Here is a 16,024-nt window from a genome sequence, read left to right on the forward strand (position 1 = left end):
AGAATTTTCTATATGGAAATTATAACTCTCTAAGCATCTTCTGTGAGTTTACCTTCATCCACCGGCTTATCTTCTTCCATAGGTTCATCCTTATCATCGGACAACATGCCACCCTCTATACGTTCATCTCCGTTACATTCCTTCGTTTTGCCTTTTTCTACATTCTCCCCGTCAAAATACCGACGAATAAACTCGTGCAAATCCTTTTCACGATAGTACGTTTTATGCAAGATCGTGTAATACTTCAGCCCGTTGTCTCTGTACCGTTGTAGTGTTCGTTTGCTGATGTTCAGCAACAGACAAACATCCTGATTATCGTACAGCCGTTCACCATTCAGGTAATTTTGCGGCTTCTTATTCTTCTTGTCCAGTGCGCCTACGACCTTTTCCACTTGTTCGAGCAACCGTTCCATATACGCCTCGAATGTTTCTTTATCCAATGGTATCATAAGCTCGCCTGTTTTAAATTTCCGATGATATAATAACTTTGGTTTGACGGGTCTTTCAGTATGATTTCCTTCTCCCGCATGAACTTGATATAACTTTTCGCTGTACGTTCCTTTACGTCCAGTATCGCTTGAATTTGTTCTGCCAAATCCACATAAGTAATAAAGTCCTGCCGTCCGAAAATATCCCGTGCCACTGCCACGAGTTCATCCTCTTTCCGCTTCTCCTTTTCCTCTTTCGGCTTTTCCCCCAGATACACGTGCATCCTGACATCTTTATCCCATGCAAACTGCATGATAGGCACATCCAACGGACTGCCGTCGCGCACTTTCAGCGCCTTCACCACCGACACCGACGGATCAGTATCTTTCTCTATCGAGAGGATAGCCGCCGCCTTTCGTTGCAACTCACTGCCCAAATGCCCCCGCAATTTCAGCCCCGAAGGAATAAAATGCAGGATAGTAACGATACAAGTATTGTAAATCCCCGCCAGCCGATACAATTCCTCCACCACGGCAATACTTTCCGTTTCATCATTCGCACCCTTTATCAAGTCCGCAATCCCGTCGATCACCACCATGTGAATCCCCCGGAACTGATAATGAAACTTATCCATGCTTTGGATAATCGCCTGCAAGCGTTCTTTCCGGCTCATTCCCGTCAGGCAATACGCTTTCAGGTATTCCGGCATTGTTTCCCGTCCGCAACGCTTTAAAAGGTTTGTAATGTTCTTGTACGTCTGCACCTCCGACTGTTCCGTATCATAGAACAGAATCGCCTTCCGCTTGCTGTTTTCACTGACCGACACCCCCAACGTGTCCATCGCCTTATCCTTGTTCTTTTCGGATTGTCCGATGGCACCGGCTATTAACGCCGTCACATAATTACTTTTACCGGTTCCCTCACCACCGGTAATACAGAGGATATTCCCTTGCGTGCCTAATGGCACATCATTCACCGACACAACCATTTGTGCCACAGGTGGCGGATTATTAAAATCCACCTCACAAGATTTTAGAGCAGACATAGTTTCGCTGTATATTGTATCCAGATAATCCAGAAATAGTTTAATCAAATCCTCCCGGCTATTTCCCAAACGGAAAAAGTCCGAAATATCCTTTTCCACCTTCGTTCCCGCCAATGGCAGCAACAATCGTTTCACCCCGTAGTTCTTCAACGCCAGTTCTTGTTTTGCCGAACTGTCCAGCCCCGCTTTGTCCACATCATAGAGCAGTACAATATGTTTGAACCGGAAAGAGAGCCTATGAATAATTCCCACGGGAATAGTCACCGTTTCCGAATTGAAGCAGATAGCATGGAACCCGTGAACCGTCAGGCTCATCACGTCCTTCTCACTACCCGTAATAAAGAGTAAATCCCCCTTAGCAGGCAACTGCTCCAACCCGAAGCAATAATTCTCCCCAAAATCCCCGGCATATAAAAAGCGCATCTCCGAGTGCGGGCGGTACACCTTCACATATTGCTTTGCAGTATATCCGAACACCGGTTCTTTATCCGTCGCCGCAATGCTGAACGGTTTCCCTTCGTTATTCTCGCTGCTGAACTTCTTCAGTGAAACCACCCGGAATAATCTCAGTACCTCTTGCGTGATGCCGCTTTTTCCCCAGAAGGCAAGTTCCGCAGCCGTAAAGCTCTTTTGCGCCAACGTATAAGGTCTTGCCTTTTTCACTTTGGATGGCGATGTTGCTGCCGTGACAGCAGGACTGATGGGAGTAATAGTCTTCGTTTCAATATAATTTCCCGATGATAATCCCAAATGCAGGTCACGATCGATTATTTTCATTATCTGAATGAAGTCTTTAGAATCTTTACAATCTAGTCCATTCAATTTTCCCACGAATGCGAAACAGTCGCCTGAATAGTCGTCATTACCAAAGTCCTTCATTTTATAAGTATCACTTCTTCGCTCATAATAGATGTTACAGGAAGCGTGCTTATCCTCATAAAGCGGATTAAGGAAATTACGTCCTACACGAAATGGGGTAGGGAGGTAGTGCTTGAATATAGCCATTCCTCTATCTGTCAATCGCAGAATATCATCTTTATTCATAGTTCCCATTGAATAAGAAGTTTCTACGGAACTCATCCAGCGTATGTGGATCACAAACGATTATTTTCTCATTTAGTCCTCTTTCTATTTCTGATAATTTGTATCTGCATCTTCCTCGTAACATGGAATAGCTGATTAGATTTTCTTTTCTTAATCGTTGCAGTGTCTTGGTACTTATACGTAGCAAGTTGGCAACTTCTTGATTATCCAACCATATCTCTTCCTCCTCGTTTGGTTTACTCTCTTTTTTGAATACATAGTCTGCAATCTTTTCTATTTTGCGGATTAGTTCTTTATAGGCAGTCGCCTCCATTGTTATTACGTCCATACACTTATCTTTTAAAGTTTGGCACAAAGTTCATCGAATTAAATCGGGGCATTTGCCAACTTGTTACCAACTTGGCATAACTTTTTTTACATGACGATTGGAAATGAGTGGGATGGAGTCGGGTGCAAGATAAAGTCCGGTGCAAGGTGCAAGCCTATTCATATATATAGGCTCGCACCTTGCATTGGAATATAAAAAATAGATAATTAATAATCAAACATTTGGAAGATGTTCATATTTTCCATACTTTTGAACCCGAAAGCTATGGTAGACGAATAGCGGACAAAAGTGGTCATTAGGACAAAAGTTTAGGTCGTTACAAATTCGTTACAGGAAGCAAAATAATGAAAGCTAATAAGCTGATATATACGGAAATAAAGAGAAGAGGTTCAGAACCCTCCCTCTCCGCTGGAAAGAATTACAAAACAAAGAAAATCCCCTGTAAATTAATACTTTACGGCGGATTTTTGTTTTTGGTGCATAGCAAAAATAAGCATATTTTTTCATTAGAAAGTTCGGGGTATTTATACCCTCATGCCCTCACTGTATGTATAATGGGTTTATTATGAATGACTTATATGATAATGGTAAAAAAAATGCTCTCACTTATACTCTCATGCCCTCACTACGTTTTGAAGTTGATTTTCACATAATATGCTTGCTGTCAGCCATATATTCTTTTTTATAGACAGTTCCTGCCTGGTATAAAGTAGGGCGTTTTCAAGCCTTTTCCTCGTAAGAAATGCGCATGAAAGAGGAAACTTCCACGAAATGATAGCTTACGGATTCGCGGCAGCGGTAAAAAAGAACAAGACATTTTAAAAAAAGCTCTTGTTCTTTTAAAAAAAGGCGGTTATCTTTTTTAAAAAGCTCTTGATCTTTTTTTAAAACGCCCTTGTCTTTGATATGGAATTTTATTCTGGACTGAGGCATTTTACATATACATACGCATAAGCTCGTACGTACGTAGGTATAGCCTTGTATGGATGTATGTGCAAAAGCGTGTTTATACCCGTTCTCTTTGTATTTCTTTAAATGCTTTTCACTTATTCTTATTGAATTTGTGCATTGATTTCGTTTCTGAACTTTATAGGATTGGTGATAAAGTCAAATTTGTTGGTGACCCCGCCTGTAGTAACTACAATAGAACCAAAACCGAGCATACGTCCCATGAGGCTTTGATTAATCCGTATTCCTTCGCATTTGTTTAAAACCAATTCAAGGGCATCCCGGTTTAAAATACCGGATTTTAGAATGACTTTCTTGTTTGTGACAACATATTCAGCTCCCATCTTAAGAAGAATTCTTTTTATCAATTGGAATAATCCTGACAACAATAGAAATATGCTGACATAATAGAATAATCCGGTTTGTGCGGAAGAAAAGAAGGCGCTTAATAATAGTAGTATTACCGGATATGCAAATATATACCAGTGAATATCTGCTTTGTATTTAATTTCTTCACCAGCTTGTAGATTGTTTTGGATATAGCTCATCGTTTTTGTAAATTAATAAATTGCATAATTTTATTATCAAGAGACAAATATACAAATAATCAGAATGGTATGAAATAAATCTAGATTTATTTTAAGGCTGAAACTTAAAATAAAAACAATTCTTACTTGTTCTTATTCTTGTCAATCTCTCTCTTATTATCAAATATTTTATTCTTGTACTTGCTGTTTCAAGAATTTGTAATCCTTATAATTTTTTCCTCTCTTTATTCGGAAAGTTAGTTTATGCCATTCATCTTTTGTTAGGGGGATATCCACGTTCATGCAAAAATAGCAGGTTTCGTAGCCAATAAGAGGAGAAATCCATATTTTTCCTATACATTCTTTCTTGCCGGAGTTGGAATAATATAAAAGACAGCGTACTCTTCTTATTTGTATGCTGTCTTCATTGCATACTTTTACCTCTATACGTTTACCTTTTCCGATGTTGTAGAATTGGGGAGCAGACATTTTTATTTTGTTTAAAATACTATCTTTATCATTTACACTGACTACGACGAACTTCTCTATATTGTTTGGCGATTGGGAGAAAGTGCTTTTTGTGGCAAACAACAATATTAAAAGTAATGTTATAATTTTTTTCATGTGATTGGACTTGTTGGTTAAAGCAGTAGCAGATTATTAATTAAGAATTTATTCTTCCGATAATAAATACTTCATACTGCAAAGTAAATGTTTTTTGTTTTAAGGGTTATAATTGTTAAAATGCAAAAATAGCCTGCATCCGCTAATATGTCAAGGGCTGTTTTTCATAAAAAATGTTCAATTCTTTGGTATTTCTTTGGGGTTTTCTTGGTATGAAATTTCTGATAGATTATATGAAAAGTGATTTGGAGGCTATTGAAATTCTTTTAGAGTGGTGCATTAAGCGATGGGATGTTTTAAAAGTCTGGTTGGCATTTTAATGCTTTATCTTTGTAATTTGAACAAAAAGTAATAAATAAAAGAGGTATATGGACATTCTTGTATGGAGTGGTCTTGGAAACTCCGATTATTTGGAAAAATGATGTCGTTTTCCAATATATATTTGTACTTTTGGCTGAAAAGAAAAAAAGGTATATCCCGTGTTTATATCGGGTGTGTTTATATGTATTTTAAATGGACTACGGTTTTATGACAAACATTATAGATAATATGCTCTCTTTGTGTCCGGTTTCTGAAGATACGATACAAGAACTGAAAAAATGTATGATTTTATGTCGTTTCCCTAAGAAATATCAGTTAATAAAGGAGAATACATTTTGTAAATCAGCTTATTTCATAGAAAAAGGAATGACACGTTCTTTCTGGCTTGTAAATGGAGAAGAAATAACAACCTCCTTTTCATGGGAAGGAGGTATTGTTTTCAGTATGGACGAGTTGTACTATAATAAGCCGAGCGAGGAATTTGTGGAAACGCTTGAAGATGTAGTTGTTTACAAAATATCATTAGCTGATTTAACCAGACTGTTTCAGACTAATATTGAATTGGCTAATTGGGGGAGGATTATTCATCAAAATGAGTACAGGCGTTTGCATCGTTCTCACAAAGAACGGCTGACTTTGCCAGCAAAGGAAAGATATGAGGAGTTTAAACAACAGTTTCCTCAGATATGCCAACGGGTGAAGTTAAGGTATATTGCATCTTATTTGGGTATAACACTTCCCACACTTAGTCGTCTCCGAGCTAAGAAATAATTTATGTATTGCTGATTTTTTGTCATAGGACAAATTTAAAAGCCTTTAAGTTGTGTAACTTTGCAGCATTATTAGTAACAGTTAAAAAGAATCAATTATTAAATCTATTAATTTATTATGGAAAAAATCTCTTCTGCAGCATTTACTGATACAAAGCCTCATTATGATCTTCTTGATGGATTGAGAGGAGTTGCTGCTCTTATGGTAATATGGTATCATGTATTTGAAGGTTTTGCTTTTGCTAGTGCCGGCAATATCGAAACTCTCAACCACGGATATCTTGCTGTGGATTTCTTTTTTATTCTTTCGGGTTTTGTTATCGGTTATGCGTATGATGACCGTTGGGGGAAGAATTTCACTATGAAAGACTTTTTCAAACGCCGTTTGATCCGTCTTCATCCGATGGTAATTATGGGTGCTGTTTTGGGAGCTATTACGTTCTGTATTCAGGGTTGTGTGCAATGGGATGGAACGCATGTCGCTATTTCCATGATTATGTTGTCTTTACTTTGTACAATATTCTTTATTCCTGCCATGCCGGGTGTGGGATATGAAGTTCGTGGTAATGGTGAGATGTTTCCGTTGAACGGACCTTGCTGGTCCCTGTTTTTTGAGTATATAGGTAATATTCTTTATGCGTTGTTCATTCGTCGGTTATCTAATAAAGCATTGGCTGTGCTGGTTGTGATGCTGGGTATGGCATTAGCGTCATTCGCTGTTTTCAATGTGTCTGGTTATGGGAATATGGGAGTGGGATGGACACTCGACGGAGTGAATTTCTTAGGTGGAACTTTGCGTATGCTTTTCCCATTTTCATTGGGTATGTTGATGTCGCGTAACTTCAAGCCTATGAAGGTGAATGGGGCGTTTTGGATATGTACTATTATACTGATTGCGCTGTTCTCGGTTCCTTATCTGGAAGGATTGGAGCCGATTTGCATGAATGGTATTTATGAAGCTTTTTGTGTAATTGTGGTTTTTCCTTTTCTTGTGTGGCTGGGGGCGTCGGGTACTACTACGGATAAGCAGTCTACAAAGATATGCAAGTTCTTGGGAGATATATCCTATCCGGTTTATGTAGTACATTATCCGTTGATGTATTTGTTCTACGCATGGTTGATTGAGAATAAACTTTATACATTGGGAGAAACTTGGTATGTAGCTGTGGGTGTTTTTGTTTTGAGTGTCATTTTGGCTTGCCTGTGTCTGAAACTGTATGATGAGCCTGTGAGAAAATGGCTGACTAAGAAGTTTCTTGCTCCCAAATAAAAATACTGTATTTCTTGATTGATGTTCATTAAAAGGGCGGATACTATATAAGAAAATATTACAGCTTTGAATAACAGACAATTAGATGAATGGCATCCGATCAGTAAATTCGGATGCCTGCATTGGATTATATCAACTGGGCTTTGGGGTTGATTTCCTTTTCTGGCAATAGTTATATATGCTGATGAGAGCATTCCGAACATAGACCTTTCAGGACATAATTGATACTTTGTACGGTGAATCCGGGAGGTAGTGTCACGATGGGCACGTGGATACTTTTCATACAAAACGTGCGGTGACAGTTCTCACAGTAGAAGTGAGTGTGGAGGTCGTCTACCTCACAATTGCAATCATTGCTGCAAACTGCATATTTTAACGATCCTGTACCGTCATCAATGCCATGAATCAGATGATGGGCTAAAAAAAGGGTTATGGTGCGGTAGATGGTTGATTTGTCTACCGTATCCAATTCGTTTTCCAAATCCAACAGTGAAAATGCTTCTTTGTGCTGCATCATGGTTTTTAGAATAAGCAGACGTATGGCTGTCGGTTTGATTTCCCGCTGTTCCAGTTTTTTTAAATAGATTGTTTCATTCATAGGTCAAATCATTTTATTCTTTCCATTTCTGTATTCTCATTGCATTAAAAATGGCGAGTAAAGCTACGCCTACATCTGCAAATATGGCTTCCCACATAGTGGCCATTCCGCCGGCTCCCAATAGCAATACTAACAATTTCACTCCGAATGCCATTGATATATTTTGCCATACGATGCGATGGGTCTGTTTCCCTATTTTTATAGCTTCCGCCACTTTACTGGGTTGGTCTGTTTGTATCACTACATCCGCAGTTTCTATAGCAGCGTCACATCCTAGGCCACCCATGGCAATCCCAACATCGCTGAGTGCCAGTACGGGAGTATCATTGATACCGTCTCCTACAAAAGCTACACGATTTTCAGAATTTGCTTTTAATTGTTCTAAATGTGCTACCTTACCTTCGGGTAGTAAATCGCCGAAAGCCTGTGTGACACCTATCTTTTCGGCTAAATTAGAAACAATTGTCTGTTTGTCTCCCGATAATATTTGAATATTATTAATATTTAAGTCTTTCAGTTCGCGGATGGCTTGTACAGCATCTGGTTTTGGTGTATCCGCCAATGAAAGATATCCCAAATATTTGTTTTCCATTGCACATAACACGATTGTTTCTGTCATGTCGCTGATTTCATAGGGAAAAGAGATGCCGTATTTTGATAATAACCGTGTATTTCCTACATATACTTCTTTACCGTTTGTTACGGCTTTTATTCCATATCCGGCAAATTCGGTTATTTTCAGTGACGAGTTAAGGGATATACTTTGTTCTTCTGCATATTTGACAATGGCTTTTGCGATAGGATGATTGCTGAAACTCTCTATAGAGGCGATAAGTTGAAGCAGTTCTTTTTGCGAAACACCTTCGGCTGCCGATATTGCCTGGACACTGAATACACCTTGGGTGAGTGTTCCGGTTTTATCGAATACTACGGTGTTTATTTGGGTTATGGCATCTAGATAATTACCCCCTTTGAAAAGAATCCCTTTGTGAGATGCGGCACCAATACCTCCAAAGTATCCTAATGGAATGCTGACCACTAATGCGCAAGGACATGATATGACTAGGAATACTAAAGCCCGATAGAACCAATCATCAAAAACAAAAATGAATTCAGGTTTTATCAGAGAGTATAAATAGGGGAGTATGACAACTAGTATCGCCAGTCCTGTCACTATCGGTGTATAAATTCGTGCAAAACGGCGGATAAATAATTCGGCAGGGGCTTTTCTTTCTGCTGCATCTTGTACTAAAGTGAGGATACGTGCTAACGTACTTTGATCATACGGTTTGTTTACTTTGATCCGTACCACTTTATCTGAAGCGATCATTCCTGCTAAAACTTCTTCTTGTTTATATAGAGTCCGGGGAACACTTTCTCCGGTTAGGGCGGCCGTATTAAATGAAGCGGAATCTTCCAGCAAAAATCCGTCTAGAGGTACTTTTTCTCCAACTTTTACTTCAATGGTTTCTCCTGGCTGTACTTTTTCCGGTACTGTTATTTTATATGTGTTGTTATATATTACAGTGGCTGTTTCGGGACGTACATCCAATAATGCTTTGATGTCGCTGCGTGCTTTGTGTACAGCTTTGTGTTGGAACCATTCACCTATGAGATAGAACAGAATAACGGCAATACCTTCCCAGTATTCTCCTAGATAGAATGCTCCTGATACAGCTATTCCCATTAAAGTGAATTCATTGAAAACTGATTCTAATTTTATTTTTTTCATTGTTTCTTTTTATTTATGACAACAAAGATAGCGGAAAGAAGATGCAACTAAATTGCAAATTATATTGTACCTTTACATCGGGTAATTTTTTATATACATGAAAAAACGATATTGGGCTTTTTTGATAGGAAGCTGGTGTTTGTCTGTAGGAATGCAGGCAGCTAAGGTGGATACTTTGTCGGTACATAGCGATGCAATGAATAAAGAGGTTCAGGTAATTACCATCTGTCCGGATAAAGCCATGGCAGGTGAAAAATGTCCCGTACTTTATCTGCTTCACGGATATGGGGGCAATGCGGGAACATGGCTCGGGATAAAACCGGAATTACCTCGGATAGCTGATAAGGAAGGAATCATTTTTGTTTGTCCGGACGGGAAGAACAGTTGGTATTGGGACAGCCCTTTGAACAAGGAGTACCGTTATGAAACATTCGTGTCAAAAGAATTGGTGAACTATATTGATAAGAATTTTACTACGAAAGCGGAGAGAGGGGGACGTGCTGTCACCGGGTTAAGTATGGGTGGTCATGGAAGTTTATGGTTATCCATCCGTCATAAAGATGTCTTTGGAGGAGGAGGTAGTATGAGTGGAGGTTTAGATATCCGTCCGTTTCCCAATAATTGGGAGATGAAGAAGCAATTAGGTGAAGAAGCGAGCAACAAGCAGAGATGGGACGAACATACGGTAATTAATCAGTTGGATAAGATAAAGAATGGTGATTTGGCTGTTATAATAGATTGCGGTTGTGATGATTTTTTTCTGGAAGTGAATAAGGCTGTACACGAAAAACTGTTGAAGAAGAAAATAAATCATGACTTTATCATCCGTCCGGGTGGGCATACAGGCAGGTATTGGAATAATGCCATAGACTATCAAATACTATTTTTCAGTAAGTTCTTTAATAAATCGAAATAATAAAATGGATAAGATTGTTTTTATCACAGGAGCTTCCAGCGGTATCGGTGCCGGATGCGCTCGCAAGTTTGCTTCACAGGGAGCAAGTTTGATTTTAAATGCCCGTAACGTAAATAAACTGAGTGCATTGAAAGAAGAATTAGAAAAGCAATATGGTGCGAAAATATATTTGCTTCCTTTTGACGTGCGCGACCGTAAAGCGGCAACGTCTGCTTTGGAATCATTGCCCAAGGAATGGCAATCCATTGATATATTGGTGAATAATGCTGGGTTGGTTATCGGTACGGATAAAGAACAGGAAGGCAGTCTGGATGAGTGGGATATTGTCATAGATACTAATATTAAGGCTTTGCTGGCAATGACACGCCTGATCGTACCGGGAATGGTGGAACGTAAACGAGGACATATTATTAATATTGGTTCTATTGCCGGAGATGCTGCTTATCCGGGAGGTAGTGTGTATTGTGCTACAAAGGCTGCTGTGAAAGCTTTATCGGATGGACTGCGTATAGATTTAGTTGATACTCCATTGAGAGTGACTAATATCAAACCGGGGCTGGTGGAAACAAATTTTTCAGTTGTTCGTTTCCGGGGAGATAAGGAAAAGGCGGATAATGTATATAAAGGCATTCGTCCATTGACGGGAGATGATATTGCGGAAACGGTTTATTTTGCAGCTTCCGTACCGGAATATATGCAGATTGCAGAAATGTTGGTTATGCCTACTAATCAAGCTACAGGGACAATTGTTTCACGTAAATAAAAGAGGTGGACAGAGATATAAATAAAGGCGGCCCTTTAATAAAAGCCGCCTTTATTCTTACTTTCTCATTTTACCTTCTTACCTTAAAAAAACAATTATAATTCAATAATCAATGATTGACGTGCACCGACTGTCATATTTTTGGTAAGGTCAATTTTTTTGCCACTGATAAGTTCTTTACCGCTTTTTGAATCATTTGTCATTATGCGGTAGTGGTCATTTGCCACCACTTGTTCGGCATCGGTGCTGTTTAGGACAATGAGTTCAGTTTTCCCAGAATTAGTACGTGCGTACATATATATTCCGTGTTGGGGAATATGGTACTTAACTGTTTTCTTTTCCATCTTCGTTTAATTTAGTTTGGTTTTACGGCGGCAAATTTATATGTTTTTCAGCATATCTTATATAACTAATCGTTCAAAAATCATAATAAATCATTCATTTCTTAATCTATATCAATAAAAAATCCTCTTCCACATATTAGTTGAAGAGGATTTTATTTATTGTTGTTCAATGAATTACATCAAGAACCCAAGTAAAATACCGGCAGCTACGGCAGAACCGATTACACCGGCTACGTTGGGACCCATGGCATGCATCAGCAAGTAGTTGGTAGGATCATATTCCAGACCGATAACCTGAGAGATACGTGCCGAGTCAGGAACAGCAGATACACCGGCATTACCGATAAGCGGATTGATTTTGTTATCCTTACCTAATACCAAGTTGAATATCTTTACGAAGATAACTCCCGAAGCGGTAGCAATGATGAATGACAATGCACCCAGCGCGAAAATCAAAATCGAATCAATGGTAAGGAATTCTGAAGCTTGCGTGGAAGCACCTACTGTCAATCCTAATAAGATGGTAATGGTATCAATCAGCGGACCGCGGGCAGTTTCTGCCAAGCGACGGGTTACACCGCTTTCTTTCAATAAGTTACCAAAGAAAAGCATACCCAATAGAGGCAGACCCGACGGAACCAGAAAACAAGTAAGCAACAAACCAATGATAGGGAACATTACTTTTTCTGTATGAGAAACGACGCGTGGTGGTTTCATACGGATCAAACGTTCGTGCTTGGTAGTGAGCAGACGCATGATAGGCGGCTGGATAACCGGTACCAATGCCATGTATGAATAGGCAGATACCGCAATAGCTCCCATCAGGTTAGGCGCCAGTTTGGATGAAAGGAAGATTGCTGTCGGACCGTCCGCACCACCGATGATGCCGATAGCACCAGCCTGCATCGGATCAAAGCCCATTGCCAATGCAATCATGTATGCACCGAAAATACCAAACTGTGCGGCAGCACCAATCAACATCAGTTTAGGATTTGAAATCAATGCCGAGAAATCCGTCATTGCACCGATACCTAAAAAGATAAGTGGTGGATACCATCCGGAGGTAACTCCTTGATATAAAATATTAAGAACAGAACCTTCCTCATAGATGCCGACTTTCAGTCCGGCTTCCATGTTGAAAGGAATATTACCGATCAAGATACCGAAACCGATAGGAATGAGCAACATCGGCTCAAATTCCTTGGCCACGGCAAGGTATATGAAGAATAAACCTATCAGGATCATTACGATATGACCAACAGTAGCATTGGCAAAACCCGTATATGTCCAAAAGTCAGCTAGGTTATTCCCTAAAAAGTTGATAAATTCTCCCATATTATTCAATAATTACAAGGTCAGTACCTTCGAGAACGGATTCTCCTTTACTTACATTGATTGCGGTGATCTTGCCGTCTTTGTCTGCATTGATGTTATTTTCCATCTTCATAGCTTCAAGGATAATGATGGTTTGCCCCTTTTTTACGGTATCACCCACATTTACCTTGATATCAAGGATTACCCCCGGCAACGGAGATTTAACGCCCGATTTACCTGTAGAAGTTGCAGCAGGCTTTACTACTGTAGCTGGTGCCGGAGCAGGGCTGGTTGATACAGGACGAACTACCGGTTTCACTACAGCTTTCGGAGCTTTTTCCATTTCCACTTTGTAAGGAGTACCGTTCACTTCAACATGAGCGATATTGTCTTCTATATCTCCAATGGCAACTTTGTATACGTTACCGTTGATCTTATATTTATATTCTTTCATCATTTTATCTTTTTATTGGTGACTTACTTTTTGTGGGGAGTTTCACGCAAGGTATAAATCTTGGAACTCCACGGTGAATAACTACGTTTTACACGGGTAATGGTAAGAACGGTTTCTTCCACGTCATGTACATCGCTTTGCATTTCATGCATGGCCATGGCGATAGCGGCGAATACTTCGCCCGGAGCTTCACCCAATTTCTTTTCTTTGGCTTCTTGCTTGTCGGTAATACCTTTTACCTTCATGGCATTGCGCTTGCTCAGGTTTACAGAAATCTTACCTACACATTTGAAGAGAATGAAAAGTAAAAGAAGACCGCAGAATACAACGCTCATAGCAGAGATGGCCATACCGATACCACTACCGTCGTGTTCTTCGAATTTTTCCATCTTTGCATGACTGTTGATAGTCTTGTTATTGGTGCTCGGAGTCACATATTTGTCTGCGCTGGAACCTTTCACCTCCCATTCATTTGCTGCGTCGCTGACACGTGCGTATGATTGGTTTGCTTGCAATGTGCCTGCCGGAACAATAATCTGATCCAATAATTTTTTGCCTGAATCATACAATCCAATCCAATTGTCGGTTGCGGCATTCAGTGTGAAATTAGTGTGGAAAGTACCGCGGTTGGGTTCGCCGTCTGCCCAGAATAAAGCGTGCTGGCGAGGTTTGACCAAAGTCAATACATCACCTTTAGGGATAAAATAAGTAGCAGTATCTCCAGGCTGGCTGCTCACCTTCAGTAAACAACCGGCAAGGTCTGCGCTACCAAATGATCTGTTGAATATTTCAATCCATGCGCTGTGTACTCCGTAGTCATCCTGGAAATTGCTTTCATTTTCAATCAGCACTTCATTCAGTACCAGCTTGGTGTTCGATTTCTGTTCTCCACAAGAACATAACCCCACCATCAGCAGCAAAGAAAGGAATATTCCTATATTTAATTTCTTCATGTTCAATTCTCAGTTTTTAATTTTTAATTAAAGAGGAATATTACCATGCTTCTTAGCCGGATTGGTTAATTTCTTAGTCTGCAACTGTTGCAATGCACGGATGATGCGGAAACGGGTATTACGCGGTTCAATCACATCATCAATGTAACCATATTTGGCAGCATTGTAAGGATTGGCGAACAGCTTGGTGTATTCAGCTTCTTTTTCGGCTAGGAATGCGGCAGGATTTTCCTGTTCTTTGGCTTCGCGTGCGTATAATACTTCTACTGCACCTGCACCACCCATAACGGCGATTTCGGCAGTAGGCCATGCATAATTCATATCACCGCGAAGTTGTTTACAGCTCATTACAATGTGAGATCCGCCGTATGATTTACGCAGGGTAATTGTCACTTTGGGTACAGTCGCTTCGCCGTAAGCATACAGCAACTTGGCACCGTGGAGGATTACACCGTTGTATTCTTGTCCTGTACCCGGAAGGAATCCCGGAACATCTACCAATGAAACAAGAGGTATATTGAAAGCGTCGCAGAAACGTACAAAACGAGCACCTTTGCGTGACGCATTGCTGTCAAGCACACCCGCCAGGTATTTGGGCTGGTTGGCAACAATACCTACAGACTGGCCGTTGAAACGTGCGAAACCAATGATGATATTTTTAGCGTAGTGAGGTTGGACTTCCAAAAACTCACCATTATCTACGATGGCGCTGATCACCTCATACATATCGTATGGTTTGTTGGGGCTGTCGGGGATAATTTCGTTCAAAGAGTCTTCCAGACGGTCGATAGGATCGGTACAGTCTACATAGGGAGCTTCTTCCAGATTGTTCTGAGGAATATAGCTTAACAATTTGCGGATCATGGCTAACCCTTCTTCTTCCGTCTTGGCTGTAAAATGAGTAACACCGGATTTGGTTGAATGAACGCTTGCACCACCTAAGTTTTCCTGGCTTACATCTTCACCTGTAACAGTCTTTACCACTTTCGGTCCGGTAAGGAACATATATGATGTGCCTTCCATCATCAAGGTGAAGTCTGTCAGAGCAGGAGAGTAAACAGCTCCGCCTGCACAAGGACCGAAAATACCTGAGATCTGCGGAATAACACCTGAAGCAAGAATATTGCGTTGGAAAATTTCAGCATAACCGGCCAATGCATTGATACCTTCTTGAATACGTGCGCCACCCGAGTCGTTGATACCGATACAGGGAGCACCCATTTTCATAGCTTGATCCATTACTTTGCATATTTTCAGAGACATTGTTTCTGAAAGAGAACCGGCAGAAACAGTGAAATCCTGTGCAAAGATGTAAACTAAACGTCCTTCTATGGTACCACAACCTGTTACTACACCGTCGCCCGGATAATGTTTTTTCTCCATGCCGAAATTGGTGCATCTGTGTTCCACAAACATATCCATTTCTTCGAAACTGCCCTCATCCAGCAGCATGGCTATGCGTTCGCGGGCTGTATATTTTCCTTTATCATGCTGTTTTGCAATTGCTTTATCACCTCCACCCATGCGTGCTGTAGCCCGGCGTTCGATAAGCTCTTTTATTTTTTCAAGTTGATTGCTCATTTTACTTATGATTTTACAATTTACGATTAAAAAATAATTCTATTTACGCTTGAACCAGACTAA

16 protein-coding genes are annotated in these 16,024 nt (G+C 40.2%); 4 read left to right on the forward strand and 12 right to left on the reverse strand.

All coding sequences use genetic code 11. The annotated features are described in order from the left end of the window. Positions 1-29 precede the first annotated feature (29 nt). The 5 genes from BVU_RS12465 to BVU_RS12490 all read right to left on the reverse strand — a co-directional run bounded on the left by BVU_RS12465 (position 30) and on the right by BVU_RS12490 (position 4,945). Positions 30-449 carry a helix-turn-helix domain-containing protein gene (locus tag BVU_RS12465; RefSeq protein ID WP_005847393.1) on the reverse strand — a complete coding sequence of 140 codons (420 nt, stop codon included), beginning with the start codon at positions 447-449 and terminating at the stop codon, positions 30-32. Continuing rightward, the gene (locus BVU_RS12470) at positions 446-2,518 is read right to left on the reverse strand and encodes a toprim domain-containing protein (RefSeq protein WP_011965628.1); all 2,073 of its coding nucleotides are present in this window, start codon (positions 2,516-2,518) and stop codon (positions 446-448) included. The genes BVU_RS12465 and BVU_RS12470 overlap by 4 nt, the downstream gene beginning before the upstream one ends. Further along, positions 2,511-2,846 (reverse strand): helix-turn-helix domain-containing protein, encoded by a 336-nt coding sequence (locus BVU_RS12475; protein WP_005847397.1) that lies wholly within the window; start codon positions 2,844-2,846, stop codon positions 2,511-2,513. The genes BVU_RS12470 and BVU_RS12475 overlap by 8 nt, the downstream gene beginning before the upstream one ends. Positions 2,847-3,898: 1,052 nt before the next feature. Next, the gene (locus BVU_RS12485) at positions 3,899-4,342 is read right to left on the reverse strand and encodes a PH domain-containing protein (protein ID WP_005847401.1); all 444 of its coding nucleotides are present in this window, start codon (positions 4,340-4,342) and stop codon (positions 3,899-3,901) included. Positions 4,343-4,510: 168 nt separating this feature from the next. Continuing rightward, complete coding sequence (locus BVU_RS12490) at positions 4,511-4,945, reverse strand: hypothetical protein (protein ID WP_005847403.1); 435 nt, start codon at positions 4,943-4,945, stop codon at positions 4,511-4,513. Positions 4,946-5,473: 528 nt separating this feature from the next. On the opposite strand from BVU_RS12490, the gene BVU_RS12495 reads away from it, so the two are divergent. Together BVU_RS12495 and BVU_RS12500 are read left to right on the forward strand one after the other, a co-directional pair. After that, a complete protein-coding gene (locus BVU_RS12495; protein ID WP_005848304.1) occupies positions 5,474-6,037 on the forward strand; it encodes a Crp/Fnr family transcriptional regulator in 564 nt (187 codons plus the stop codon). A 117-nt stretch (positions 6,038-6,154) separates the two neighbouring features. Then, the gene (locus BVU_RS12500) at positions 6,155-7,306 is read left to right on the forward strand and encodes an acyltransferase family protein (RefSeq protein ID WP_008670498.1); all 1,152 of its coding nucleotides are present in this window, start codon (positions 6,155-6,157) and stop codon (positions 7,304-7,306) included. A 172-nt stretch (positions 7,307-7,478) separates the two neighbouring features. On the opposite strand, the gene BVU_RS12505 is transcribed toward BVU_RS12500, so the two are convergent. After that, positions 7,479-7,904 (reverse strand): Fur family transcriptional regulator, encoded by a 426-nt coding sequence (locus BVU_RS12505; protein ID WP_005847410.1) that lies wholly within the window; start codon positions 7,902-7,904, stop codon positions 7,479-7,481. Between the two features lie 13 nt (positions 7,905-7,917). Next, entirely contained in the window at positions 7,918-9,636 is a 1,719-nt protein-coding gene (locus tag BVU_RS12510) for a heavy metal translocating P-type ATPase (RefSeq protein ID WP_005847412.1), read from the reverse strand. Between the two features lie 97 nt (positions 9,637-9,733). On the opposite strand from BVU_RS12510, the gene BVU_RS12515 reads away from it, so the two are divergent. Next, positions 9,734-10,552, forward strand: a complete 819-nt coding sequence (locus BVU_RS12515) for an alpha/beta hydrolase (protein ID WP_005847415.1) — start codon at positions 9,734-9,736, stop codon at positions 10,550-10,552. 4 nt (positions 10,553-10,556) lie between these two features. Continuing rightward, positions 10,557-11,315, forward strand: coding sequence for an SDR family oxidoreductase (locus BVU_RS12520; RefSeq protein WP_005848295.1), 759 nt, complete (start codon positions 10,557-10,559; stop codon positions 11,313-11,315). A 95-nt stretch (positions 11,316-11,410) separates the two neighbouring features. Here the strand turns inward: BVU_RS12520 and BVU_RS12525 are convergent, their stop codons facing one another. From BVU_RS12525 to BVU_RS12545, 5 genes are all read right to left on the reverse strand, one after another. Then, complete coding sequence (locus BVU_RS12525) at positions 11,411-11,659, reverse strand: cyclomaltodextrinase C-terminal domain-containing protein (protein ID WP_005848293.1); 249 nt, start codon at positions 11,657-11,659, stop codon at positions 11,411-11,413. Between the two features lie 174 nt (positions 11,660-11,833). Further along, a complete protein-coding gene (locus BVU_RS12530) occupies positions 11,834-12,994 on the reverse strand; it encodes a sodium ion-translocating decarboxylase subunit beta (protein WP_005848291.1) in 1,161 nt (386 codons plus the stop codon). Position 12,995: 1 nt separating this feature from the next. Beyond that, positions 12,996-13,427 carry an acetyl-CoA carboxylase biotin carboxyl carrier protein gene (locus BVU_RS12535; RefSeq protein WP_005848289.1) on the reverse strand — a complete coding sequence of 144 codons (432 nt, stop codon included), beginning with the start codon at positions 13,425-13,427 and terminating at the stop codon, positions 12,996-12,998. Between the two features lie 23 nt (positions 13,428-13,450). Further along, positions 13,451-14,380 carry an OadG family transporter subunit gene (locus BVU_RS12540; protein ID WP_005847425.1) on the reverse strand — a complete coding sequence of 310 codons (930 nt, stop codon included), beginning with the start codon at positions 14,378-14,380 and terminating at the stop codon, positions 13,451-13,453. Between the two features lie 27 nt (positions 14,381-14,407). Continuing rightward, on the reverse strand, positions 14,408-15,961 hold the full coding sequence (locus tag BVU_RS12545; RefSeq protein WP_005847426.1) for an acyl-CoA carboxylase subunit beta: 1,554 nt from the start codon (positions 15,959-15,961) through the stop codon (positions 14,408-14,410). Between the last annotated feature and the right edge of the window lie 63 nt (positions 15,962-16,024).

The sequence above is a fragment of the Phocaeicola vulgatus ATCC 8482 genome (assembly GCF_000012825.1).
Lineage (GTDB): Bacteria > Bacteroidota > Bacteroidia > Bacteroidales > Bacteroidaceae > Phocaeicola > Phocaeicola vulgatus.